This window comes from uncultured Shimia sp., from assembly GCF_947498095.1.
In the GTDB taxonomy this organism is placed as follows: domain Bacteria; phylum Pseudomonadota; class Alphaproteobacteria; order Rhodobacterales; family Rhodobacteraceae; genus Shimia.
This window is the reverse complement of record NZ_CANMJE010000001.1, coordinates 439,620-464,709: the sequence shown is the minus strand read 5'-3', so window position 1 is coordinate 464,709 and position 25,090 is coordinate 439,620. Positions and strand designations below refer to the sequence as shown.

Below are 25,090 nucleotides of genomic sequence, written 5' to 3'. Positions count from 1 at the left end.
GTATTCCACGCGCCTGATTTCCAAACCCGGAACCCGACATTATGACCGCCAGCGCCCCCGTCACACAGGACGTGCACACAATTCCGAGAAAGCTGCCAGAAGGCGGCAAGGTCAATCTGGTCGGATTGACCCGCACGGCCATGCGCGACGCCCTGATCGAACAGGGCACGGCGGAAAAGCAGGCCAAGATGCGGGCCAACCAAATCTGGCAGTGGATCTATCAGTGGGGCGTTCGCGACTTTCACGAGATGACCAATCTGTCCAAAGCCTATCGGGCCGAGCTTGACGAGGCTTTCACAATCGAAATCCCCGAAGTGGTCAGCAAACAAGTCAGCGAAGACGGCACCCGTAAATACCTCGTGCGGATTGCAGGAGGCCATGAGGTTGAGGTGGTTTACATCCCCGAAGATGGCCGCGGAACACTTTGCGTCAGTTCTCAGGTGGGATGCACTCTGACTTGTTCATTCTGTCACACTGGTACGCAAAAGCTGGTTCGCAACCTGACTGCCGGAGAGATTATCGGCCAAGTCATGATGGCACGCGACGATCTGGATGAATGGCCAGAGCGCGGTACGCGCACTTACGAGGCCCGATTGCTTTCAAACATCGTTCTGATGGGTATGGGTGAACCGCTCTACAACTTTGAAAATGTCCGGGACGCGATGAAAATCGCCATGGACCCAGAGGGCATTCAGCTGTCTCGACGCCGCATTACCCTGTCGACCTCGGGCGTGGTGCCGGAAATGGCGCGCACTGCCGAAGAAATCGGCTGCCAGTTGGCGATCTCTTTCCACGCCACAACCGACGAGGTGCGGGATGTGCTGGTGCCAATCAACAAGCGCTGGAACCTTGAGACCTTGTTGGAGGCGCTGGCAAGCTACCCCAAGGTGTCAAATTCAGAACGTATCACCTTTGAGTATGTGATGCTCAAGGGCGTGAATGACTCGGATGAGGATGCCCATCGCCTGGTCAAGCTGATCAAGGATCACGGCATTCCGGCCAAGATCAACCTGATCCCCTTTAACGAATGGCCCGGCTCCCCTTATGAGCGGTCATCCAACAACCGCATCCGCGCCTTTGCTGAGATCGTTTATCAGGCTGGTTATTCTTCACCGATCCGCAAGCCCCGCGGAGAGGACATCATGGCTGCCTGTGGTCAACTAAAGTCGGCCACCGAACGCGCGCGCAAGTCGCGCAAACAGATCGAGGCCGAGGCCGGTTTGGGATGAAGTTTACCTATGACTTTGCCGAGTTCGATTTGGACAAGGTCATAGCGTTTATTCAATCCTCCTATTGGGGCAACGGTCGCAGCCGCGCAGACATCCTGACATCTTTTGACAACTCCGCCATCGTCGGCATGTTCGACGGAGATCGTCAGGTTGGCATGGCCCGGGCTGTGAGCGACGGAGTTTTTCACACTTATGTCTTTGACCTCTTTGTGTTCGAAGAGTTTCGGGGGCATGGGTTTTCCAAGGACCTGATGACTGCGCTGCTAGAGCATCCTGACCTTGAGAACGTGACAGGCTGGATGCTTTCGACACGAGACGCGCATGGCCTGTATCACAAGTACGGCTTCCAGCCCGTCGATCCCGACCGCACTATGTGGATGAAACGGCCCTAGCAGAAGCTGCCTAAAACTTTCCTCAATTCCGATACAAAACAGCCGCGATCAACAATCAGTTTCCCAATTGTGAACAATACAGTTCAAGGAGGGCTGAACATGGCACATGCAGATATCGGAGGCGCAATCATCGACGCGCCCGTATTGGAAATTCTCAAGCGCGAACGCGCTCAGGCGCTCAGCGCACGTGAGTGGAAATTCCGTTTGGCCGGATATGGCTATGCGATCAAGGACGTGCGCGGCGCACAGGTTGTGACCAAGCTTCCACAGGGAATCGAGTTGGGCATTTTGCCCGCACAGATCCATTAAGGCGCACAAGGCGTTTCAAAACGCCTTGGCAAGCGGTTTCGAAACCGCTTGGTCCCTGCCTCACCGCCCGGGGATCACGTCCCGTGGTGCACAATCGCCCCAGCCATCGATGACCTCGATGGCCTCTTCGGCGGTCTCCACGAAGCGGAACAGCTCCAAATCGTCAGCAGAAATCGTGCCGGCATCCGCCAGCGCATACCAGTTGATGATCTTTTCCCAAAACGATCTGCCGAACAGCAGGAAGGGAACGCATTCCATGCGGCCGGTCTGAATCAAGGTCAGGGATTCAAACATTTCGTCCAGCGTACCAAAGCCGCCGGGGAAGACACAGATCGCCTGAGCGCGCATCAGAAAATGCATCTTGCGAATGGCAAAGTAGTGAAAGTTAAAGCATAGCTCTGGCGTCACATATTCGTTTGGTGCCTGCTCATGCGGCAACACAATGTTCAGACCAATCGATTTTCCACCCGCATCAATCGCACCACGGTTTCCGGCCTCCATCACACCGGGTCCACCGCCCGTGACAATCACATTGTTCCGACCATCACTGCGTTCGGTCATCAGCTGAGCAAACTTGCGGGCTTCGTCATAGTATTTCGACAAATCGGCGAGCGTTTCCGTGCGCGCTGTCGACTTTTTGGCAGGTTCCGGAATTCGGGCGCCACCAAACATCACGATCGTGCCTTCGATCTGCTCTTCATCCAGCGCCAATTGCGGTTTGAGCAACTCAAGTTGCAGGCGAACGGGCCGCAATTCATCCCGGCACAAGAATTCGTCATCGGCAAAGGCCAAGCGATAGGCCGGCGCCCGCGTTTGCGGTGTGTCCGGTACGTGATCCGCCGTGCTGCGGTCGGTTCCGGCACTGGGAAACGGGCTCAGTCGCTCATCTTTCATCACTCATACTTCCTTACTTGCGCGTTTCCCTCAGGCCTATAGGGTTCGCTGCAACAATACCAGTGACAGGGATGTGAAGATGGATTGGCAGGACGAGATCATCGCTGCGGAAAAACGCATCGCCGGACATGTGGCGAAGACGCCCGTCGGGGCGTTGGACGGGTTCGGGCTGGGCTATCCGATTGAGGTGAAGCTGGAACAGATGCAGCACACCGGAACATTCAAAGCGCGCGGAGCTTTCAACACCTTATTGTCTCAGGACGTACCCAAGTCCGGATTGGTCGCGGCTTCGGGGGGCAACCACGGTGCCGCTGTGGCCTATGCCGCCCACAAGCTGGGACACAAGGCGCGAATCTACGTGCCCGAGATGGCGGGTCCAGCCAAAGTTGCGTTGATCCGTGATGCCGGTGCGGACCTGGTGGTGGTGCCCGGAGCCTATTCCGACGCGCTGGATCAGGCGTTGGCCTATGAGACCGAAACCGGGGCGATGCAGATCCACGCCTATGACGCCCCAGCCACGGTAGCCGGTCAGGGAACACTGGCCTTAGAATGGGAAAACCAGGGGCTTCAAGCAGACACCGTGCTGATTGCTGTGGGCGGTGGCGGGTTGATCGCGGGTGCGATGGCGTGGTTTGACGGGCGGCGGAGAGTCGTGGCCGTTGAGCCGGAAACCTCATACGCATTGAATGCCGCAATCAGCGCAGGAGAGCCTGTCGATGTCGATGTCTCTGGGGTGGCAGCCAATGCGTTGGGAGCTAAGAAGATTGGGCAGATCTGCTTTGATCTGGCGGGGTCCACAGGTGTGGAGTCCGTGCTGGTCACGGATGCGGCGATCACCCGAGCGCAAGAGGCCTTGTGGCGCGAAACACGCCAATTGGTAGAACCGGCAGGAGCAACGGCGTTGGCGGCCCTGATGTCCGGCGCCTATCAGCCGGAACCCGGTGAAAAGGTGGCTGTGTTGATTTGTGGAGCAAATATCACGCCGGACCCGTTTCAATAAAGGTCGCAATCTAGGGTGACGTCGAGGCGTGATGCCGTTAGAAAGCTCCGAATCCTGAAATTCGGAGCCTGAACAACATGTCAAACGCGCAACTGGAACAAGCCATCGAAGCCGCGTGGGAAGCCCGCGACACGATCAATCCTCACACCGGCGGAGAAACCCGCGAAGCCATCGAAGACACGCTAAACGCGCTGGATTCGGGCAAACTGCGTGTGGCCGAAAAACAGGAAAATGGCGAGTGGCATGTGAACCAGTGGGCCAAAAAAGCTGTGCTTCTGGGGTTCCGTATCAAAGACATGGAATTCCATGATGGTGGCCCCCAAGGCAGCGGCTGGTGGGACAAGGTCGACAGCAAGTTCAAAGGCTGGGGCGATCACGAATGGAAAGAGGCTGGCTTTCGCGCCGTGCCGAACTGCGTGGTCCGCAAGTCTGCATACGTCGCGCCCGGCGCAGTCCTGATGCCGTCGTTCGTAAACCTTGGCGCCTATGTGGACGAAGGCACCATGGTTGATACCTGGGTGACCGTTGGATCATGCGCGCAGATCGGCAAGAACGTGCACCTGTCAGGTGGCGTTGGCATTGGCGGTGTTCTGGAACCAATGCAGGCGGGTCCGACGATCATCGAGGACAACTGCTTTATCGGCGCGCGCTCGGAAGTGGTCGAAGGCTGCATCGTGCGCGAAGGCTCGGTTCTGGGCATGGGCGTTTTCATCGGCCAGTCCACCAAAATCGTGGATCGCGAAACTGGCGAAGTGATGTATGGCGAAGTGCCCGCAGGATCGGTTGTCGTCGCAGGCTCCATGCCGTCGAAGAACAACGTGAACCTCTATTGCGCTGTAATCGTGAAACGCGTTGACGCCAAAACCCGGTCCAAAACCTCGATCAACGACTTGCTGCGCGACTAAACATCAGTTGTTGCGGTAGTTGGCACCGAACCAACGATCGACAAGGTCGTCATAGGTGCCATCTTCTCTCAAATGCAGCAGCGTTTGATTAATGTCTTCTCGGATCGTGCTCCCGGATGGGAGTGCGATCCCATAGTTTTCGGGCCGATACACCCGTTCGATCAAACGCGATTTTCCGCGCCCCTGCCCTTGCACAAAGTAGGCCAGGATCGGACCGTCAAAAACCACCGCATCAGCCTCACCAGCCACAAAGGCCGTGAGCATTTGCGCGGGATCTGTATAGCCAGTAGCATCAATTTCACGGGCGGCTAGAAAACTACTGCTGGTAGATCCGCTAACCGTCGCAACCCGGCGTCCCTCGAGATCATTGATCGACACCACGTTTTCCTGAATCGCGTCAACCGTGACGGCGGCTGTGATGGTGGCCACAAATATGGACACGATGAACAGGCTGGCAACGACGAGCATAACCGCAAACATCCGGCCGGCGCGCGACATCGGCATCCGCTCTTCGAACCCCCCGTTGACCACCAGATTGAGCGCCCACCAGAAAGACGGGAACATGGCATCGGGCATCGGGCGATCGAAATAGGGCTGGTGTCGACGTTCAAACAGCCACATCAACAAACCACCACCGAACAAGACGCCCAACGCCACGAGGACAAGCACCAGAATTTCGCGTGTCAGAACAGACCCCAACCGTTGAATCGTGCCACTCTCAACCGGCAAAAGAATCTGCAGACCGCTTTCAAAGATTGGCTGACTAAAGTCCATCTCACGTTCACGCGCGGCCGTGATCGAGATATTGGCAATCGCGCCGTGAACCTCTCCGGCGCGCACTTTGTCCAACATGTCTGCAAACGAGTCTTGCGGATGAAACTGAACCGGGCGGCCCAAAGATTCACCAATGGCTGTCATCAAATCGATGGAAAATCCGGTTGGGGTACCCTCATCCAGTATCGCAAAAGGCGGGCGGTGCACGGTCGCAAATTCCAGAGGTCGTGTGACTTGCGACCACGCCGATTGCGCTAGGCACAAGACGGCTAAGGCCGCAAACGCGGCGTGCGTGACCAATCGCATAACTCAATTCCCCAACACTTAAATGCCGGACCAAAATGAGCACTTTGATCGAATAGGTCAACGCGCGGCACTTATAGTTTCCCATCAGATCCGAAAATCGTCGCGTAAACTAGGCCCGCATCAACGCCTTTGCTTCAAGTGTCCGCAAGGACACACGGGCAGCGGGTCCATAGCCGTAACCCAACAGCGCATCAGACGAAGGCATAAGGCGGAGAATCTCTTCGCGTGTTTCCGGGTCAAACGAGTCCAGCGTCTCTACGCCGGGATGATAGCTTTCGCTGTCCAACCCGTTTGCGCGGACAATTTCGTGGCGATCAAACAACAGATGGAAATAGGAAACGGGTTCGTGGTCATTGCGCGCGCGAATGGTCGTGTCGTTGACCAAATCTTTGGCTTTGATCAGGACTTCGGACTCACCAAACAAAAGGCTCGCCATTGCGGAAGTTACAAGAACCCGGTGGTTTTGCGAAAACTCTACCGCGTCATGGTTGCCAAGGGCGCCTGCTTCAAACCGAATTGGAGCATCCTGACCCGCGGCAACTCGAACGGTACTACCGATCCATCGTACAGGCTGAAAGCCATTGTCTCTGGTCAGGATCATGTCACCCGTTGCCAGGTCTTCAACCGCAACCTCGCCACGGTCCGTGATAATCAATGTGTTTTCGACAAAGCAAGGCACGGTGGTCAGGGTGACGAACCCGACATCCGTGTTCCCATCACCATCTTCTACGGTGTAGGAAAAGACGTTCGATCCCACATCGCCATCAGTTTCAATGGTGACTGTACCATCGGCGTTGAATGTAATGGATTCGCCCGTTGGCAAAACAATTGGCTCACCAATAACGACCTCGTTGCCGTTGATATGCGTAATGTTCAGAACCGCGCTGTTCTGGCTGACGTCATTGGATCTCAGATCAAAGGTGACTTCACTGTCGCGTGCCAACTCGACTTCATCATCCCCGGCCACCAGGGCCGTTTGAACCGAGTCCCCTGCGATCAGCAAGTTCGAATCGTAAATGCCGTCACCGCCATCGGCGATCGCGATCTTGATGGTGTTTTCTTCGCCTGGGTTTACCGGTGCCTTGAGGGTCATCGTGACGGTAAAACCATCCATTTCGGTATTGGCAACTTCGCCGTCTTCGGGGTTGTCGATATAGAGGTTCTGGTTGCTGCCATCATTGATGTTGTTGATGGTGATGTCTCCATCACCCACGGTCAGCTCAGCTTTTTCACCATTGACCCAGATTCCCACGGCATCGTTGAAACCTGAATTGACGTATTCCAGATATTCCTCGGACGAGAACACCACCTGCATCGTGAGAACCGACCCTTCTGGGATAAAGGTCGCCTCTAGAACGGCTGCATCGAACGTTTCAGCATTTGCGATTTCTTCGAGGTTGGCATCTCCGTCGAGCCCGTGATCGGTTGATTCATTAGCCTGGCGGTTCGGATCACCACTGTCGCGCGTGACATCTGTGGCATTCCCTGTCGACAGGATCACACCCGTGTCCGAAGGTGTCAGGTTCGGCGCCTCGCTGTCACCTTGTGTATAGATGCCTGACGCTGACGCCGCGCCGGTATAGACAGCGCTTCCTTCAACGATCGAGATTCCGTTTCCGAACATCGCCTCAGCCATGGCAGTGGCATCCGCACTCGTATCGATTGGCAGCTCTGAAGCAGTAATCATTTTTAACCCCACAAAATCACAACTTGAAAAACAGATAGTCGCGACTCGCTAATTTATGCTGTGATTTTGGGTCAGGTTTTTATGGGAAATCGCCACAAATTCTCCCCATTCCTGCGGACACATCTTGAGATCCCGATGGCCAAGGTTGACCACTGTATCCGGCTTGGGTATGGCCGCTGGTATGGAAAAGACAAAGAAACCCTCGCGACAGCAGGTCTATACACTCTTGGTGCAAGTCGGCCGCAAAGACGGTGATGGTTTGCCCGACAAGGCAACCGGCGCCGCGCTTATGGTGTATGCCAGCGGTGTGGACGAAGCCGAGGCCGTGCGCGAGACGGTTGCTATTCTAAAGCAAGCTGATCTCGCGCCTCTGGATGTGACCGGCTACGGGACAACAGCAGAGCGCGAGGCTCAGGGCCACGAGATCGATCAAGCCGAACGGGATCTGATGCAGCGCGCATTGGATGAAAACTCGGTGGTTGTTGCACAAATGACCGAATTTTTTAAGGGCGAAGAGTCCATCGCGACAGACGACAACCTGATGAACTAGGCTGCGCGTTGTTCTGCCAAGATCAGGGCTTCGAAACTTCCCAAGGCCGGATAGGCCGGAACCGAGTGTTCGGGCAGAGTTGTTCGTGAAAACTGTCCCAACAAGCTACCTTGGAGAATGTTGCGGGTACGTCGAATACGCCCGATGTTCATGCTTTCCATGTATGTACCATTGGCAAGCAAAGCCTGATGGTCCGGCAAAAGCACCTGTGTGTAAGTCACCAAGAGATGGTTTTTTTCACGCAGCGCTGCGCTTCCGTTCACAAGGTGACGTGCCGGCACCAGAACCTGTTCTGCATTAAACAGATACTCGACTCGAGACCCGCCAATCACAAGACGCTGAAACGGGGCAACGACCGTGTCCTGCGCCAATCCGAAATAGGGTTGCCGCAAGCGCACCGGCTCGAACAATCCTCTGGCGGGAACTGTGCGACGAAGGACCTGCAAAACTGGCACCTGCGCACCGTCCAGAGTTTCAAGAATGTCCCCACGTTGCAATTTTCCGACCGGAGTCTGACCAAACGGGGTTTCGACCATTGTGGATGCGATCATTCCCGGCATTGGGCCAATGGGTTCAATTCGATCCGAAACCGCAAAGAACAATACGTCCGGTGCCATTTGGCGGGCGGCTTCGTTCAATGTCATCTCACGAATGTCAGACAACTGCATCGCTACGGGACCGCGCATAGAAGTCTGGAAACTGCGGTTCGCTTCCGGACGCTCGACAACCAATCTCGCCCAATCGTGCACCATGTCCCAGCTGTACGTGATGCGCAGAATATCGGTGCGTACTGCGGACGAGTCATGATTGACCACGCCATGCACCATCTCGGCGCCGCGCTCGTGGACCAAGTTTAGGCCACCCCCGGGCAAAGCCTGCAAGCTGAAAGAAACGCCATGTTCAAATCCACGCTTTAACCCCAGAACGATCTGCGGCCGGTCATGCGGCGAGACGCGTGTTTCAAGAAGGATACTTCCGCGCGGCATCACTGCTTCAGGGTCAACCCGTTCGGCCGGTGCTACCCTACCGACATTCGACAGGCCTTCAGCCGCAAAATGACAGGTTTTGCTATCAGCCAGTGCAATCCAGGTCATGTCGCACGCCCCATGTTCTGCGCGGTCACTTTGTGGTTTGTAATCAATCTTGGCATACCTGATCTGCCCTACTCAGAAAGAGCCAAGACAAATCCAACGGCAACACGTCGGGCCTTCCCGCCCGATCGTTTAAGAAAATAGCCCCGAAACCGCTCGATACGGCGCTGGAGAAATATGCGGCCTTTTGTGGCCTTGCTGCTGATTGACCTGCCTCGGTCATTTTTATTGCGTCCAATAGACACGAAAATTTGGTTTGTGTTAAGGCCTTTAGCGCTCAAACGTCGTCTCGCGGTCAGAATTGTGACTTTCAGGCCGATTTTGCCTATGGCACAAAGCTCAAGACCACGCACAAACCCGAGTTTTTCATGCACAACACCGATGCCGCCGACCTAACTGCCCGCCTGATCCAATGCCCCTCTGTCACCCCGGAAGAAGGCGGGGCACTGGTATTGCTGGAAGACCTGCTAAGAGGGGCCGGTTTCTTTTGCGAGCGTGTCGACAAAGGTGGCATCTGCAACCTGTTCGCCCGGTGGGGAGACAAGGGCCATGCCAAAACCTTTGGATTTAACGGCCATACCGATGTCGTGCCTGTGGGCGATGCCGCCGCGTGGAGCGTTGATCCATTTGGCGCCGAAATCCGCGATGGCATCATGTATGGCCGCGGTGCGACGGACATGAAATCAGGGGTGGCAGCCTTTGCCGCCGCTGCAATTGACCTTGTGCAGAACACGCCTCCCGACGGCGCCATAATGCTGACGATCACCGGCGATGAAGAAGGCGATGCGCTTGACGGCACTACGGCTCTTCTGGAGCATATGGACCAAGCGGGCGAACAAATGTCTGTTTGCCTTGTCGGGGAACCCACCTGTCCGAATGAAATGGGCGACATGATGAAGATCGGGCGACGGGGGTCGCTGACCGCGTATTTCACATTTACCGGCGTTCAGGGCCATTCCGCCTATCCCCATCGCGCCAAGAACCCGCTTCCGGCGATGGCGCGCTTGATGGATCTTTTGTCCTCTCACGAGCTGGACACCGGCACGGAGCATTTTGATGCCTCGACGCTTGCCGTGGTGACAATGGACACCGGCAACCCGGCGACAAACGTGATCCCGTCTGAGTGCCGTGCGACCGTGAACATCCGCTTTAACGACGCCCACAGTGGCGCCAGCCTGACCGACTGGATGCAGTCGATGGCCGACAAGGTCGCGGCAGAGTTTGGGGTTGGGATCGAACAGACCGTCAAAATCTCGGGCGAAAGCTTTATCACGCCTCCGGGCGCCCTCTCTGACCTTGTAGCGGCGGCTGTAGAGGCTGAAACCGGGCGCGTGCCAGAATTGTCGACCAGCGGCGGAACCTCGGACGCCCGCTTCATGCAACACCACTGCCCGGTGGTTGAATTTGGCCTCGTCGGCAAAACCATGCACAAAGTGGACGAAAACGTACCTGTCGAACAAATCCACCAACTCAAGGCCATCTACAGCCGGATTTTGTGTGACTATTTCAGCTGAATTTCGTTGGAAACGCCGTCTGGTCGTTATGCTGAAAGAGCCGCGTCCAGGCAGGGTCAAAACCCGACTGGCTCAGGACTTCGGCAGGACAAACGCGGCGCTTTGGTTTCGAAACCAAAGCCTGTCTCTGTTGCGTCGCATTGAGGATCCCCGCTGGGAAACCCTGCTTGCTGTCTCACCTGACCGCGAGGGGTTAACCAGTCGCGTCTGGCCTGACCACCTGCCGCGCATCCCTCAAGGAAGGGGCGATCTTGGAGATCGCATGGCACGCATATTTCATCGGCTGCCACCCGGCCCTGTATGCATCATCGGTGCGGATATTCCCGGCATCTCGCGTCGAACGATTGGAAACGCCTTCCGCTCACTCGGCAATCATGATGCAGTCTTTGGCCCAGCAACCGACGGGGGATACTGGCTTGTGGGCATGAAGCGGAACACACCACCGCCACCCACATTGTTCCGCAATGTGAGATGGTCGACGGAACATGCTTTGGCCGATAGCAAGGTGAGCTTGCCAAACCACCGCATTGCCCATGTCGACACTCTGGCGGACGTTGACACGCTCGCAGACTTGAAACGGTCGCACCGAACAACTTAAGGGTACCGTGTGGCAAATCAGGGAATATTCCCGATGACGCGCATCGCGCACCGTGTTAGGGCAACAACATGCGCATTCCCACCAAAGAGGAAATCCTAGAATGGATTTCCGACAACCCGACCCTCACCTCGAAACGCGACATCGCCAAAGCTTTTGGCATCAAGGGTGCCGCCCGGATTGATCTCAAGCGACTTTTGAAAGAGCTTGAGGCCGAAGGTCATTTGGAAAAACGCAAAAAGACCTATCGCGACCCCGACCGCCTGCCACCGGTCAGCGTTCTACAAATCGCTGAACCGGATGTGGATGGTGACCTCTTTGCGCGCCCATTGGAATGGCAGGGTCAGGGCGACGCACCGCTCATCCTGGTGATTCTACGCGCCAGCGATCCAGCCTTGGGCGCCGGTGACAGAATCCTGGGGCGTCTGACTGAAGTCAAAGACGAAGTGCACCAATACGAAGCCCGCTTGATACGGCGTATCGGAACGAACCCGCGCCGTGTGCTGGGAGTCTTTCGTAAAACTACCGAGGGCGGCCGCATCCTGCCCATCGACAAAGGCGATGGCAAGGAATGGCAGGTGCTGCCCGATGGCATCAATGACGCCAAAGACGGAGAACTTGTCGAGGCGCAACAAACCGGACCTAAGGGCCGGTTGGGCCTGCCCCGCGCTAAGGTGGTCGAACGATTGGGTGATCCTTCTGCGCCCAAGGCAGTCTCGCTGATTGCCATTCATCAACATGGCATACCGGACGCATTCCCCGACAGCGTGGTCGCCGAAGCCGATCGTGCCAAGCCCGCACCATTGGGAACGCGCGAAGACATGCGGGATCTGCCCCTGGTGACCATCGACCCTGCCGATGCGCGCGATCACGACGATGCTTGCTGGGCACACGCTGACGACGACCCAAAGAACGAAGGTGGCCATGTGGTTTGGGTCGCGATTGCCGACGTCGCGCACTACGTCACGCCGGGCAGTGAGTTGGACCGAGAGGCCCGCAAACGCGGCAATTCCAGTTATTTCCCAGACCGGGTTGTGCCGATGCTGCCGGACCGGCTTTCAGGCGATCTGTGTTCGCTACACGAAGGCGTCCCGCGCGCCTGTCTGGCCGTCCGCATGCAGTTGGACTCGCATGGCCGTAAGATCGGCCACCACTTTGTGCGAGGTATGATGCGCTCGGTTGCTTCGCTGAACTATACCGAAGTGCAAGAAGCCCACGATGGCAGACCAAACGAGAAATGTGCGCCACTGATGACGGAAGTGATCGAGCCGCTCTATGCCGCTTACGAGGCAACCAAAAAGGCGCGTTCGGAACGGCAACCGCTGGACCTCGATCTGCCCGAGCGCAAGGTCGAACTGACCCCTGAAGGCCGCGTAGCCTCGGTATTGTTCCGCGATCGGTTCGATGCACATCGCCTGATCGAAGAATTCATGATTCTGGCCAATGTCGCTGCGGCAGAAACACTTATCGCTGCAAAATCTCAGCTTTTGTTCCGTGTGCACGAAGAGCCTAACCCCGAAAAACTCGATGCCTTACGCGAGACCGCGCAGAGCGCCGGGTTCAACCTTGCCAAGGGGCAGGTTCTAAAGACCCAGCACCTGAACGCGTTGTTGAACGCAGCCGCTGGCACCGAAGACGCCGAACTCATCAACATTTCGACCCTGCGCAGCATGACGCAAGCCTATTATAGCCCCTCAAATTTCGGGCATTTTGGTCTCGCGCTTCAATCCTACGCGCACTTTACCTCGCCCATCCGTCGCTATGCGGATCTGATTGTGCACCGTGCTTTGATTTCGGCGCATCAATGGGGTGAAGACGGACTGTCCCCTGAAGGGGTCGAGATGCTCGACACAACGGCAGGCCATATTTCTGAAACCGAGCGCCGGTCGATGTTGGCGGAACGGGACACAACCGACCGCTATCTCGCATCGTATCTTTCAGAACGGGTTGGAAATGAGTTCCCGGGGCGTATTAGTGGCATTGCCCGATTTGGCGTCTTTGTAAAACTGGACGAAACCGGTGCCGACGGGCTGATCCCCATGCGTGATCTTGGACGCGAGTATTTCCGGTTCAACCATGATGACAACACGCTGACCGGGTCGGAAACCGGTGTCACTATTGGCCTGGGGCAACGCGTGTTGGTGCGACTTACCGAAGCCGCACCAGTTACCGGAGGCATTGCTTTGGAGCTGCTGGAACTTGAGGACAAGAAGCTGCCCTCAGGCTCAGGTCAACGACGTCGAGGCGGCCCCGTTCGGCGTAAGGCCACCAAGGCCAAGCGCAAATCTGACAAGGTTAAGCGCAAGGTCTCTCGGCGGCGGCGGTAATCACGCGGCCATCGCCATGTCTTCTTTGACGGGATAGAGGACGGTACGCCCACGCTGAATATACCCCATCAGTTCGGGCATCGCGCGCACCATACGCCGCACGCCAGTGTCCACCGGCAACTGTCGAAGGCCATCCAGAACCGGGACAATCGCAGCATCCGCGGCGGTGGGCAGGTCGCCGAATAAGAAGGGCTTACCTTCGAGCTGGCCAGCTATGGCGTCCAGATCGTATTGGAGGCGCACCCTGCGGTCCGTTTCGGTGAATTGGGCAATCCCGTGCGCGATGAGTCCGGCGCGGGCCTTTTTGCGCACCGAGTTTGCGATTGGTTTTCGCAGCACCGCAGGTACATCCGCAAAGAAAACATCTCGAACAATTGGCCAACATTTTTCATTCAGCCAGCGCTCGTGAACCAATCCAAGTCTCAGGTTTTCCTCGGTCATTCGGATCAATGCATGGGCCTGAGTTTTGGCCTTGGCATCCAATCCGGCGTAGAACTCTGCTCCTTGCGCTTCGAGCCATGCTTGGATCATGTAGCTGTCGGGTATCAACCGATCTCGGGTTTTTAAAACCGGAAGTCGAGAAAGTGGCATTTTTGATGGATTAGTGACTGTTTTCGGCGCCCAATCTTGCCCTGACAAACGCAAAAGCCCCATGGCCTTGGTGCAGAATGGGCTGTGGCTGGGAAGATCGAAACCTCCAGGGAATGTCAGTAGTGTTAGCATTGTCACCTCCTCTGCGGCGTTTGCGTTGAGGGGACAGTGATACGCATTGATCTTGCCAATTTCTGTCAGGAGGTGCGACTATGCTGAGATCATGTCCAGAACCGCAAGACTATTTCAATTGATGCAGGCATTGCGCAGCCTGCCTCCCCCAGCAACTGCCGACCAATTGGCGGATGAGATGGGTGTGTCCGTTCGCACCATCTATCGCGATGTGGACACGTTGCGCAGCCTTGGTGCCGTGATCGACGGTGCGGCGGGTTTTGGATTTACCCTGATCGAAGACGCGACCCTGCCGCCACTTGGGTTTGGCGAAGAAGAAATCGAAGCCTTGGTTTTGGGCTTGCGCGAAGTGATGGCCGTTGGAGATCCGTCTTTGGCGGACTCCGCACATGCAGCGTTGACGAAACTGCGTGCCCGCCTACCCGCAAAACAGGCCCACCGTCTTGAACATGCCGTGCTGACGGCACATCGTTATCATCGCCCGCCCACACCCGGCATTGACGCCAAGGCTTTAAGGGAATTTGCATGGCGCGAAGAAACCGTACGTTTTGACTATGAGGATGTAACGGGGGCTGCGAGCCAACGCAGTGTCGACCCTCTGTCGATTGTCTTCATGCAGGCCAGCCATTGCTTGATGGCGTGGTGTCATTTGCGCCGTGATTATCGCGTTTTTCGACTGGATCGCATGAAGAACCTTGAACCAACCCGCGAGTCGTTTCGACCAAGACGCATCCCAATGTTGCGGGAATTCAGCGAAAGGCTGCGCACCGAAAGCAAAGCCTAGCCGATTTTTGCCTCAGGGTTCACGACCACTTTTGAATCGACCGAATTCACGCTACCCTTTTATCCAATAAGAAAAATGAGGTTGAGCGATGCGGTGGCGAGCCCTGACGATTTTGTTTTGCGTTGTCTTTGGTGGACAAACGGCTCTGGCGAATGCGCCAGAATCGTCCTTGCGCCCGGTTGCACGCCCCGACACGAAACCCGTTGTTCAGGTGGCCAGTGCTGCTGGAACTGGAGTTGTGCGGCCTGTTTTGCGACCGACCAATGACGTAAAAACCGTTCCGTCCCCAACGCAAACGACAGCGGGCAACCTCGGGTTCCAGCGTTGGATCACAGGTTTTCGGAGCCGCGCGCTGAGCGCTGGCATTCAACCTGCCGTTTTTGATCGCGCCCTCAAAGGCGTGAAATACAACGCAGACGTCATTCAGAAAGACCGGAACCAGTCTGAATTCACCAAAACGATCTGGGATTATTTGGACAGCGCGGCGTCTGACGCGCGCATACGCAACGGCAAGTCCGCCCTGCAAAAGCACCGCAAAAAGCTCGAGGCAATCGAGCGCAGCTATGGTGTCGACAAAGAGGTGGTTGTTGCGATTTGGGGACTTGAAAGCGCTTATGGTACATATCGCGGCAGCACTCCGACAATCGAAGCACTCGCGACGCTGGCTTATGATGGACGGCGTGGTGAGTTTTTCGAAGCTGAGTTGGTGGCTGCTCTGAAGATCTTACAAAACGGCGATACCAGTGCGCGAGACATGACGGGCAGTTGGGCCGGTGCGATGGGGCATACGCAATTTATCCCAACATCTTATCTGAAATTTGCCGTCGACTTCACCGGGGATGGCAAACGCAACATCTGGTCCGAGGATCCTTCGGACGCATTGGCCTCGACAGCTGCATACCTCGCAAAATCCGGATGGCAAAAAGGCAAACCCTGGGGCGTTGAGGTGCGATTGCCGCAGGGGTTCAACTATCTGCTCGCCAACCGAGAAATACTGAAGCGGCCTTCGGATTGGGCGGCGCTGGGTATCAAGGATATGACTGGGCGCGCGGTGCCGAACAGCCATGGCAAAGGCTCCATTTTGTTGCCTGCCGGTGGCACCGGTGCAGCGTTCATGATTTTCCGCAACTTCGATGCGATTGAGACCTATAACACAGCCGATGCCTATGTGATTGGCGTCGGGCACCTGGCTGATCGGATTGAGGGTGCTCCAGCAATTCAAGGCAAGTGGCCACGTCAGGACCGCGCGCTCTCCCTGAAAGAGCGCGTTGAACTGCAACGCAGACTCACCGGCGCCGGGTTTGACACGGTGAAGATCGACGGGAAGATCGGGCCTTTGACTATCAATGCTGTGCGAGAATTCCAGCAGGCCAAGGGCCTTATGCCGGATGGATATGCCTCACCGACGTTGCTGAAAACGCTTCGAAATGACAAGCGCGGCGGTGGCAATGGTCAGGTAAGCGACACGAACTAAAAAAGGGGCGCAAAAAGCGCCCCTCTTTTTGATGTGTGATTGATTTACTTGTAGAGGCCGTCAGCTTTGACTTTCTCAAGAGTCAGATCCAACGCAAGTCGCGCCCGCGTCACCAATGTGTCGATCTCTTCTTTCGTGATGACCAAGGGCGGCGAGATAATCATGCGATCGCCGACGTGGCGCATAACCAGATTGTTTGCAAAACAGAACTCTCGGCAGATGTAGCCGATTGTTCCAGCATCACCAGCAAACTGCGCACGCGTTTCTTTATTCGGTGTCAGTGCAATAGTCCCCATCATGCCTTTAACGCGCGCCTCACCAACCAGCGGGTGATCGGCAAGCGACTCCCATTTCTCCTTGAGATAGGGGGCTGTTTCATTTCGCACCCGGTCCACGATTCCTTCTTCTTCAAGAATGCGCAGGTTCTCAAGCGCGACCGCAGCGGCCACGGGGTGACCGGAATAGGTATAGCCGTGGTTAAATTCGCATGCCGCGATGACTTCGGCAACTTCGTCACACACGATTGAACCGCCAATTGGCGCATAGCCAGAACTGAGACCTTTGGCGATTGTCATTATATGCGGCTTGATGCCCATGGTTTGCGACCCGAACCAATTGCCAGTTCGCCCAAAGCCACAGATCACCTCATCCGCGATCAGCAAGATTTCATACTTATCGCAAATCCGCTGGATCTCGGGCCAATAGGTCTCGGGCGGAATAACCACGCCACCTGCACCTTGGATCGGCTCACCAATAAAGGCCGCGACCCTGTCTTCGCCGAGTTCCAGAATTGCTTTTTCCAGCTCTTGAGCCCGCTGAAGACCAAATTCTTCGCGGCTCATGTCGCAGCCTTCTTCGTACCAATGCGGTTGATCGATGTGGTGCACATCCGGGATGGGCAGACCGCCTTGCTCATGCATCGGGGTCATGCCGCCGAGGCTCGCACCTGCCATTGTCGAGCCGTGATAAGCGTTCTTGCGGCTGATGATGATCTTTTTCTCAGGTTTGCCTTTTTGCGCCCAATAAGTGCGTACCATACGCATGTTGGTGTCGTTGGCTTCAGACCCTGAACCCGCATAGAACACGTGGTTCAAATCACCCGGTGCCAGTTCGGCCAGTTTTGCGGATAGTGCAATCACGGGCACATGAGTGGTCTGAAAGAAGGTGTTGTAATACGGCAGTTCCCGCATTTGGCGCGCTGCAACCTCGGCCAGTTCTTCACGGCCATAGCCGATATTCACGCACCAAAGACCTGCCATCGCGTCCAGAATTTCGGTCCCTTCCGAATCAGTTAGCGTAACACCAGAGGCCCGTGTGATGACCCGAGCGCCCTTGGCCGCGAGGTCATCCTGCGTTGAGAAAGGATGGATATGATGTGCCGCATCCAGGGCCTGCAGCTCAGCTGTGGGCATATGGTTTGTAATCATGTTCATGGCGGTCCTCGCGATCGTTTCGGCCCCACGATGGTCATGGGACTCGGGTTGCCCTCAGAATATGATCAAATTTTCAGGTGTCAATCAGGCCGAGTCAATTTGGTTGGAATTCATTGCCTGACGCATCTGAACCATACCCTGAACCACATCCTCCTGAATGGCTGTAGCTACCCGCTCAGGATCCCCAGCTGCCAGTGCCTCCAGCGCTTCTTTGTGGTGATCGACCAAATTCTCGGTGCCCATTCGCCCACAGACTACTCGCAGGGACGGACCGTACCTAAGCCATAGCCCGTTGGCGATGTCAGTTAGAATGGGAGCGCCCGACATCTCGTACATCTTGGCATGAAAGGCATAGTTTTCACGTAGATACAGGCCGACATCCCCGCGCGAGATGGCCTGGTCGAGCCGATCGTCAATGGTCTTCAAGGCATTGAGGTCTTCTTTTGTTGCGCGCCTTGCTGCACGCAGTGCCAGTTCCGGCTCAAGTGCCTGACGCGCATAGATCATCTCTTCGATACTGGCGACATCCGGGGTCGGTACAATCACCCGGCGATTCCCTTGAAATTCAAGGGCTCCTTCTGACGTCAAACGGCGAATCGCTTCACGCACCGGCGTCATTCCCGCCTCCAGACTGGCAATCAGACCCTGAATTGTGACCGCCTGTCCGGGCGCCAGCTCTCCAAACAAAATCAAATCACGCAGCTGAAGATAAACTTGCTGGTGGATGGGAATACGCTGAGTGTTTTCATCAGCATAGCCCGGCTTGGGCGTTTTTGTGTTAGTGCCTGTCATTTGTGCATTTTCCACCCTGTGATGCGATGACTTAACATGAAATCGCTTGCTCGTTGCAAAGTTATGTTGCCATATCGGCAAAACTTGATCAAATTAATCGCACAGTTTTTTTGCCGGGTCCGACTGGGCTCGACATCCAACGGGAGAAAAAAATGAAACGTACACTGCTCACACTGACCATGACGGCTGCCGTCAGCGCGATGGCTGCTCAGGCGGACGAAGTTCGCGTCTACAATTGGTCGGATTACATCGACGAAGATCTGCTGACCCAATTCGAAGAAGAAACTGGCCTCAAGCTGATCTACGACGTGTTTGATTCGAACGAGGTTTTGGAAACCAAAATGCTGGCTGGCGGCTCTGGCTATGACGTTGTGGTTCCTTCGGGCACATTCCTGCAACGCCAGATCACCGCAGGCGCATTCCAAAAACTTGACCTGTCGCAGCTGTCAAACCACGGCAACATGTGGGACGTGATCGAAGCGCGCACCGAACAATACGACCCAGAAAATGCCTATTCGATCAACTATATGTGGGGCACCACTGGCCTTGGCGTCAACACCGGGAAAGTTGCAGAAGTACTGGGTGACGACGCCCCTATCGGATCTTTGGAACTGATCTTTAACCCCGCCAACATGGAAAAGCTGGCATCTTGCGGCGTTCACTTCTTGGACGCGCCCGCCGAGATGATCCCTGCCGCCCTGGCGTATCTGGGTGAAAACCCTGACAGCCATGACAAAGACGTCATCGCCAAGGCTGAGGCAGTTCTGACTGCTGTGCGCCCTCACGTCCAAAAATTCCACTCATCGGAATACATCAACGCACTGGCCAACGGCGACATCTGTGTTGCCTTTGGTTGGTCGGGTGACATTCTGCAGGCACGCGATCGTGCTTGGGAAGCGGAAAACGGTGTTGAAATCGCTTACAACGCTCCAAGCGAAGGCGCACTGATGTGGTTTGACCAGATGGCTGTTCCGGTCGATGCACCGAACCCAGAAGGCGCGCATATCTTCCTGAACTTCATCATGGATGCCAAAAACGCGGCGGCCGCTTCGAACTATGTTTACTACGCAAATGGCAACGAAGCATCGCAGCCTTTGCTGGTTGAAGACGTAATCGGCGATACTGCGATCTATCCTGATGAAGCCACGCTTGAGAACCTCTACACAACGTCGCCTTACCCGCAAAAAATTCAGCGCGTCGTGACTCGTATGTGGACCAAGGTCAAATCAGGCACCTAAGTCCCGAAACACTTCAGGCCCGCGCATGCACTGCGCGGGCCTTTCTTTTATCGAACGGAGGCCATCATGGCGCTTGATGCATTTGCACCATGGGAAGATCCCAAAGCTGAACCGGTGATTCACTTTCAGAATGTCACCAAACGTTTTGGCGAATTTACCGCCATTGATGACCTAACCATCGACATCTACGAAAAAGAATTCTTTGCGCTTCTCGGCCCTTCGGGCTGTGGCAAGACCACTTTGATGCGCATGCTTGCAGGGTTTGAAACGCCGACCGAAGGCACGATCCTTTTGCAGGGTCAGAACATCGCGCCCATCCCGCCGAACAAACGCGCGGTCAACATGATGTTCCAATCTTACGCATTGTTCCCGCACCTTTCGATCTGGGAAAACATCGCCTTTGGTCTAAAGCGTGACGGCATGTCCAAGCCCGACATCAATGACCGTGTCGACGAGATGCTGCGGTTGACCCGTCTTGAGCAATTTGCCCGCCGCAAACCTCACCAGATTTCTGGTGGCCAGAGACAGCGAGTTGCACTGGCGCGCTCCTTGGCCAAACACCCCAAACTGTTGTTGCTGGACGAACCGCTTGGCGCACTGGACAAAAAACTGCGGCAGGAAACCCAGTTTGAATTGATGGATATTCAGGAAAAGACCGACACCACTTTTGTGATCGTGACCCACGATCAGGAAGAGGCCATGACTGTTGCCAGTCGTGTGGCCGTCATGGATCACGGCAAGATCATTCAGGTCTCAACGCCAGACGCAATCTATGAAACGCCAAATTCGACCTATGTTGCCGACTTTATCGGAGACGTGAACCTGATCGAAGGCAAAGCCGCAGCCAAGGATGGCGACAAACTACACATTGCCTGGGCAGAAGGTCAGCCGGAAATCATCGGCACACCCGCAACCGAGTTTTCAAATGGCCAAACCGTTCACTTTGCAATTCGGCCGGAAAAAGTCTCTATTTCAGCCGAAAAGCCTGAAACTGCCAACGCCCTCAAAGGCAAAATCATGGACATCGCCTATCTCGGCAACATCTCCACCTATCACGTAGAGCTGCCGGGTGGTCAGATCATCAAGGCGCAAACCGCCAACAACCGTCGCCTGTCACGCCGCACCTTTACCTGGGAAGACGATGTCTGGCTCAGCTTTACAGACACTGCCGGTGTCTTACTGGAGCGATAAGCCATGCGCCGCTTAGTTCTGATCGCCATACCTTATGTCTGGCTTCTGGCACTGTTCCTGGTGCCCTTCATCATCGTGTTCAAGATTTCTCTCTCGGACACCGAGCTGTCTATCCCTCCATATACGCCGACATTGGATTTCTCGGCCGGATGGGCAGGGTTCAAGGAGTTTCTGGCTGGGTTAGATTTTGAGAATTTTGTCTGGCTGACCGAGGACGACCTATATTGGAAAGCCTATCTTTCCAGCCTCAAGATCGCCATCATCTCTACTGTTTTAACGCTCTTGGTCGGCTACCCGATTGCCTATGCTATGGCCCGCGCCCCGCAAGAATGGCGTGCAACTCTGCTCATGCTAATCATCTTGCCCTTCTGGACCTCATTCCTGATCCGCGTTTACTCGTGGATGGGTATTCTTAGCCAGGAAGGGTACCTAAACCAGCTGCTGATGTCGTTGGGTCTGATCTCTGAACCACTGATCATCCTGAACACCAATACCGCCGTCTATATCGGCATCGTTTACACCTACCTGCCGTTTATGATTCTGCCGATCTATTCCGCTCTCGAAAAGATGGACGAAAGCCTCTTGGAGGCTGCGGAAGACCTCGGATGCTCGCGTTTTTCCGCCTTTTGGCTGGTCACTGTTCCGCTGTCAAAACAAGGGATTATCGCCGGGTCATTCCTCGTGTTCATCCCGACGCTCGGTGAGATGGTGATCCCTTCCATGCTCGGTGGCTCAAAAACTCTGATGATAGGTAAAGTGCTTTGGGAAGAGTTTTTCTCAAACCGCGATTGGCCCGTCGCTTCAGCCGTGGCTGTGATCCTGCTGCTGATCCTGGTGATTCCGATCATCTTGTTCCAACGGAACGAGCAAAAACAGCGGGAGGCAGAAGGATGAGACGTTTCAGCTTGTTCAATGCGACCTCTCTGACGCTGGGTTTCGCATTCCTTTACATCCCGATGATCATTCTTGTGGTCTACAGTTTCAACAAATCAAAACTGGTGACCGTTTGGGCGGGCTTTTCCACCAAGTGGTATGGTGAGTTGATACGCAACGACATCTTTTTGGATGCCGCTTGGGTGACCTTCAAGGTCGCAGTTATGAGTTCGACGCTCGCAACTGTTCTCGGCACCATGGCCGCGATTGTTCTGGTGCGTGCTGGCCGGTTCCACGGGCGCACGCTGTTCTCTGGCATGATCTACGCACCACTCGTGATGCCCGAAGTCATCACGGGTCTGTCCTTGCTTTTGTTGTTTATCGGCATCGGGATGGATCGGGGTGTTCTGACCATCGTTCTGGCCCATACGACCTTTTCCATGTGTTACGTGTCGGTTGTCGTCAGTTCGCGGCTCGTCAGCTTTGACCAGTCTCTGGAAGAGGCTGCTCTGGACCTTGGATGCTCGCCATTTCAGGCCTTTCGTCTGGTCACGTTGCCCATCATCGCCCCCGCGGTGATCTCTGGGTGGCTGCTGGCGTTTACACTGTCACTCGACGATCTTGTGATTGCATCCTTTACTTCAGGCCCATCTGCCACGACCCTTCCAATGAAGATTTGGAGTTCGGTCAGGTTGGGCGTCAGCCCAGAGATTAATGCGCTTTCGACACTGATGATTGGTGTGGTCGCTGCGGGCGTGATAACCGCTTCGCTGATTTCGAAACGCACCGCCGTTCGTCAGCAAAGAGAAGAACGTGCTGCGGAACGGACCGAAGCTGCATGAGTCGCATCTGCCATCCGTTTTCCTATTCCGATGGGCCCGTTGAGGCCTGCTACTGGAATGAAACGGCCACTGCTGCACCGCGCCCAGCCCTAACCGGCGATGTCAGTGTCGATGTCGCTGTCATCGGTGGCGGGTTCACCGGGCTGTCGGCGGCTCTGCACTTGGCCGAAGCAGGGCGCTCTGTTGCGCTTTTGGAAGAAAACCAACCCGGTTGGGGCGCGTCTGGTCGCAATGGCGGTTTTTGCTGTGTTGGCGGCGCCAAAATGAGCGACGCCACCATGAAGCGGAGGTTTGGGGATGCGGCGTATCGTGACTACAAACTGTCGGAACGTGATGCGGTTGATGTGGTTGCGGACGTCCTGAACCGACACGGTATTCAGGCGGACACGCATTCCAAGGGTGAAACGCAATTGGCCCATCGCCGCAAGGATTTTGAAGGCTTCGAAGGATATGCCAAGGAGCTTCGTGACCTTTACGGCCATGACTCCGACATCTTCGATGAAACCGAGTTACGAAACCGCGGTATGAATGGCCCGTTTCATGGTGGCATGACTTCGCCGATTGGGTTTGCATTGAATCCCAAAAAATATGCCTTGGGCCTTGCTGATGCGGCAGAACGTGCCGGCGCTAAGGTATTTGGCGACACGTTGGTCACCTCGCTTGAAGGGCAAGACGGGGATTTTCGGGTCACGACGGCTCAAGGCAGTGTTCATGCCAAAAAGGTTATCGTCGCGACAAATGGGTATTCCCGTGAAACGGTCCCGAATTGGATGCGGGGTCGGTATTTTCCCGCCCAGTCCAGTATTATCGTGACCCGTCCTCTTAGTGACGAAGAATTGGATGCCCAAGGCTGGAACAGCCTTCAAATGTCTTATGACTCGCGCAATATCTTACATTATTTCAGGCTGATGCCGAACAAACAGTTCTTGTTCGGTATGCGAGGCGGACTGGCCACCAACCCGCGTGTTCATTACGCGATCCGCTCAAATATCCGAAAGGATTTTGAAACCATGTTTCCCAGTTGGGCCAAGGTTGAAACGCCTTGGTATTGGTCTGGCTTCGTTTGTTATTCGGCCGATATGACTCCGTTCGCTGGCGAGGTTCCGGGAAATCCCGGTGTACACGCAGCTTTCGCCTATCACGGAAACGGTGTGGCCATGGGCAGCTATTGCGGCGCACTTCTGGCTCAGCAGATCACCGGCCATGGTGACCTGCGCCACCCCGAGATCGCCCGCCAGGCACCTGGACGGTTTCCTGGTGGAAAACTGAGACGACTCGCCCTTTGGCCCGCTTATTTGTCCTACGCGCTCAAAGATCTCTGAAGCGCCGCGACCTCTAGGTCTCTAGCAATCTCATAATCCAACTGCCCATTTTCGACCTGCCACTGGCAATAGGCCGCCATTCGCCAGTGATACCATGGCGCCAATTCGGCATAGCGCGTCATGACATCCGGTGCGTTGTACCCGATGGCAAAGCTCTGAATCTCGTCGTCGTTGAGAGCTGATCCGCGATAGAGGCACTGCATGGCCGGCGATAGGAAGATCGCAATATCTTCGCACGGATCACCAATGGCCGGGCATTGCCAGTCAATGAAATGCAAACCTTCGGAATTTGAGATGATGTTCCCAGGGACGATATCGCCATGCAACAGGCAGGTGGTGCTCGACTTTGCGACACTCCCCTGCGGCACGAGGTTAGAAATGGAGTCAGAGTCGGTGCATTTGGCCAGAATAGAGACTGTTTGCTTGGTCAACTCTTCACTGCCATTGGGAACAATTCGTAGCCCCTTTGGCGGCGCGGCGCTGTGCAATACCGCAACGGATTTGCCAACAGAGGATGCGTCATATGCCCATGTTTTACCCGGAATATGTGAATAGACATTGCACTCTCCGAGCGAGGTCGAAAACGCCGCCACAAAATCGGGTGAGATCCGGGAATTCTCAAATTGAAGCAAGATTTGCGCCTCGGCAGATGGATCATTTGGGAAGAGCGGGTTGCGGGCGGGACCCATATAGAGTTTGACGACAACGGCATTTTGAGCATCCGCAGGTTGCACTTTCCATGCCCTGTTTGACCGCCCTCCCGAAAGAGGCATCCAAGAGCCACCCGCCAGCCAGGGCAGGTTCAGACCAACCTGTTCAATCAGGGCCTGAGGGGGGTTTTCGGG

General features: G+C 55.6%; 24 protein-coding genes. 16 read left to right on the top strand and 8 right to left on the bottom strand.

What is annotated here, in order from left to right; genetic code table 11:
- The first annotated feature begins 41 nt into the window (after positions 1-41).
- From rlmN to Q0932_RS02300, 3 genes are all read left to right on the top strand, one after another.
- Positions 42-1,229 (top strand): 23S rRNA (adenine(2503)-C(2))-methyltransferase RlmN, encoded by a 1,188-nt coding sequence (gene rlmN / locus Q0932_RS02310; RefSeq protein ID WP_299349313.1) that lies wholly within the window; start codon positions 42-44, stop codon positions 1,227-1,229.
- Positions 1,226-1,621: a GNAT family N-acetyltransferase gene (locus tag Q0932_RS02305; protein WP_299349311.1), complete on the top strand. Its 396-nt coding sequence runs from the start codon at positions 1,226-1,228 to the stop codon at positions 1,619-1,621. Before rlmN ends, Q0932_RS02305 begins: the two co-directional genes overlap by 4 nt.
- Before the next feature lie 99 nt (positions 1,622-1,720).
- A complete protein-coding gene (locus Q0932_RS02300) occupies positions 1,721-1,930 on the top strand; it encodes a hypothetical protein (protein ID WP_299349309.1) in 210 nt (69 codons plus the stop codon).
- Positions 1,931-1,990: 60 nt separating this feature from the next.
- Here Q0932_RS02300 and Q0932_RS02295 read toward each other — a convergent pair whose 3' ends face one another.
- Positions 1,991-2,824 carry a TIGR00730 family Rossman fold protein gene (locus Q0932_RS02295; RefSeq protein ID WP_299349306.1) on the bottom strand — a complete coding sequence of 278 codons (834 nt, stop codon included), beginning with the start codon at positions 2,822-2,824 and terminating at the stop codon, positions 1,991-1,993.
- A 79-nt stretch (positions 2,825-2,903) separates the two neighbouring features.
- On the opposite strand from Q0932_RS02295, the gene Q0932_RS02290 reads away from it, so the two are divergent.
- Both Q0932_RS02290 and dapD read left to right on the top strand, forming a co-directional pair.
- Positions 2,904-3,824 carry a threonine/serine dehydratase gene (locus Q0932_RS02290; RefSeq protein WP_299349305.1) on the top strand — a complete coding sequence of 307 codons (921 nt, stop codon included), beginning with the start codon at positions 2,904-2,906 and terminating at the stop codon, positions 3,822-3,824.
- Positions 3,825-3,901: 77 nt separating this feature from the next.
- Positions 3,902-4,729, top strand: coding sequence for a 2,3,4,5-tetrahydropyridine-2,6-dicarboxylate N-succinyltransferase (gene dapD, locus Q0932_RS02285; protein ID WP_299349302.1), 828 nt, complete (start codon positions 3,902-3,904; stop codon positions 4,727-4,729).
- 3 nt (positions 4,730-4,732) lie between these two features.
- Here the strand turns inward: dapD and Q0932_RS02280 are convergent, their stop codons facing one another.
- Complete coding sequence (locus Q0932_RS02280) at positions 4,733-5,809, bottom strand: transporter substrate-binding domain-containing protein (RefSeq protein ID WP_299349299.1); 1,077 nt, start codon at positions 5,807-5,809, stop codon at positions 4,733-4,735.
- A gap of 109 nt (positions 5,810-5,918) precedes the next feature.
- Entirely contained in the window at positions 5,919-7,496 is a 1,578-nt protein-coding gene (locus Q0932_RS02275; protein ID WP_299349296.1) for a choice-of-anchor L domain-containing protein, read from the bottom strand.
- A 181-nt stretch (positions 7,497-7,677) separates the two neighbouring features.
- Between Q0932_RS02275 and Q0932_RS02270 the strand changes: the two genes are divergently transcribed.
- Complete coding sequence (locus Q0932_RS02270; protein WP_299349293.1) at positions 7,678-8,046, top strand: hypothetical protein; 369 nt, start codon at positions 7,678-7,680, stop codon at positions 8,044-8,046.
- Here Q0932_RS02270 and Q0932_RS02265 read toward each other — a convergent pair.
- The gene (locus Q0932_RS02265; RefSeq protein WP_299349291.1) at positions 8,043-9,140 is read right to left on the bottom strand and encodes a Hint domain-containing protein; all 1,098 of its coding nucleotides are present in this window, start codon (positions 9,138-9,140) and stop codon (positions 8,043-8,045) included. The genes Q0932_RS02270 and Q0932_RS02265 overlap by 4 nt on opposite strands.
- 365 nt (positions 9,141-9,505) lie before the next feature.
- Between Q0932_RS02265 and dapE the strand changes: the two genes are divergently transcribed.
- From dapE to rnr, 3 genes are all read left to right on the top strand, one after another.
- Positions 9,506-10,651, top strand: coding sequence for a succinyl-diaminopimelate desuccinylase (gene dapE / locus Q0932_RS02260; protein ID WP_299349289.1), 1,146 nt, complete (start codon positions 9,506-9,508; stop codon positions 10,649-10,651).
- Between the two features lie 28 nt (positions 10,652-10,679).
- Positions 10,680-11,249, top strand: a complete 570-nt coding sequence (locus Q0932_RS02255; protein WP_299349652.1) for a TIGR04282 family arsenosugar biosynthesis glycosyltransferase — start codon at positions 10,680-10,682, stop codon at positions 11,247-11,249.
- A 68-nt stretch (positions 11,250-11,317) separates the two neighbouring features.
- Positions 11,318-13,573, top strand: a complete 2,256-nt coding sequence (rnr, locus tag Q0932_RS02250; RefSeq protein WP_299349286.1) for a ribonuclease R — start codon at positions 11,318-11,320, stop codon at positions 13,571-13,573.
- Here the strand turns inward: rnr and Q0932_RS02245 are convergent, their stop codons facing one another.
- Positions 13,574-14,296 (bottom strand): glutathione S-transferase family protein, encoded by a 723-nt coding sequence (locus Q0932_RS02245; RefSeq protein ID WP_299349284.1) that lies wholly within the window; start codon positions 14,294-14,296, stop codon positions 13,574-13,576.
- A 91-nt stretch (positions 14,297-14,387) separates the two neighbouring features.
- Here Q0932_RS02245 and Q0932_RS02240 point away from each other — a divergent pair, with 91 nt between their 5' ends.
- Positions 14,388-15,080 carry a YafY family protein gene (locus Q0932_RS02240; RefSeq protein ID WP_299349282.1) on the top strand — a complete coding sequence of 231 codons (693 nt, stop codon included), beginning with the start codon at positions 14,388-14,390 and terminating at the stop codon, positions 15,078-15,080.
- Between the two features lie 88 nt (positions 15,081-15,168).
- Positions 15,169-16,554, top strand: a complete 1,386-nt coding sequence (locus tag Q0932_RS02235; RefSeq protein ID WP_299349279.1) for a lytic murein transglycosylase — start codon at positions 15,169-15,171, stop codon at positions 16,552-16,554.
- Between the two features lie 44 nt (positions 16,555-16,598).
- Here Q0932_RS02235 and Q0932_RS02230 read toward each other — a convergent pair whose 3' ends face one another.
- Both Q0932_RS02230 and Q0932_RS02225 read right to left on the bottom strand, forming a co-directional pair.
- On the bottom strand, positions 16,599-17,987 hold the full coding sequence (locus tag Q0932_RS02230) for an aspartate aminotransferase family protein (RefSeq protein WP_299349276.1): 1,389 nt from the start codon (positions 17,985-17,987) through the stop codon (positions 16,599-16,601).
- A gap of 84 nt (positions 17,988-18,071) precedes the next feature.
- Positions 18,072-18,779, bottom strand: coding sequence for a GntR family transcriptional regulator (locus tag Q0932_RS02225; RefSeq protein ID WP_299349273.1), 708 nt, complete (start codon positions 18,777-18,779; stop codon positions 18,072-18,074).
- 152 nt (positions 18,780-18,931) lie between these two features.
- Here Q0932_RS02225 and Q0932_RS02220 point away from each other — a divergent pair, with 152 nt between their 5' ends.
- From Q0932_RS02220 to Q0932_RS02200, 5 genes are all read left to right on the top strand, one after another.
- Positions 18,932-20,017, top strand: a complete 1,086-nt coding sequence (locus Q0932_RS02220; protein ID WP_299349270.1) for a polyamine ABC transporter substrate-binding protein — start codon at positions 18,932-18,934, stop codon at positions 20,015-20,017.
- A 66-nt stretch (positions 20,018-20,083) separates the two neighbouring features.
- A complete protein-coding gene (locus tag Q0932_RS02215; RefSeq protein ID WP_299349267.1) occupies positions 20,084-21,208 on the top strand; it encodes an ABC transporter ATP-binding protein in 1,125 nt (374 codons plus the stop codon).
- 3 nt (positions 21,209-21,211) lie between these two features.
- The gene (locus Q0932_RS02210) at positions 21,212-22,102 is read left to right on the top strand and encodes an ABC transporter permease subunit (protein WP_299349264.1); all 891 of its coding nucleotides are present in this window, start codon (positions 21,212-21,214) and stop codon (positions 22,100-22,102) included.
- Positions 22,099-22,923 (top strand): ABC transporter permease subunit, encoded by an 825-nt coding sequence (locus tag Q0932_RS02205; RefSeq protein ID WP_299349261.1) that lies wholly within the window; start codon positions 22,099-22,101, stop codon positions 22,921-22,923. The genes Q0932_RS02210 and Q0932_RS02205 overlap by 4 nt, the downstream gene beginning before the upstream one ends.
- Entirely contained in the window at positions 22,920-24,245 is a 1,326-nt protein-coding gene (locus Q0932_RS02200; protein ID WP_299349258.1) for an FAD-binding oxidoreductase, read from the top strand. Before Q0932_RS02205 ends, Q0932_RS02200 begins: the two co-directional genes overlap by 4 nt.
- Here the strand turns inward: Q0932_RS02200 and Q0932_RS02195 are convergent.
- Entirely contained in the window at positions 24,224-25,018 is a 795-nt protein-coding gene (locus Q0932_RS02195) for an aminoglycoside phosphotransferase family protein (protein ID WP_299349256.1), read from the bottom strand. The two genes, Q0932_RS02200 and Q0932_RS02195, sit on opposite strands and share 22 nt — an antisense overlap.
- Positions 25,019-25,090 lie beyond the last annotated feature (72 nt).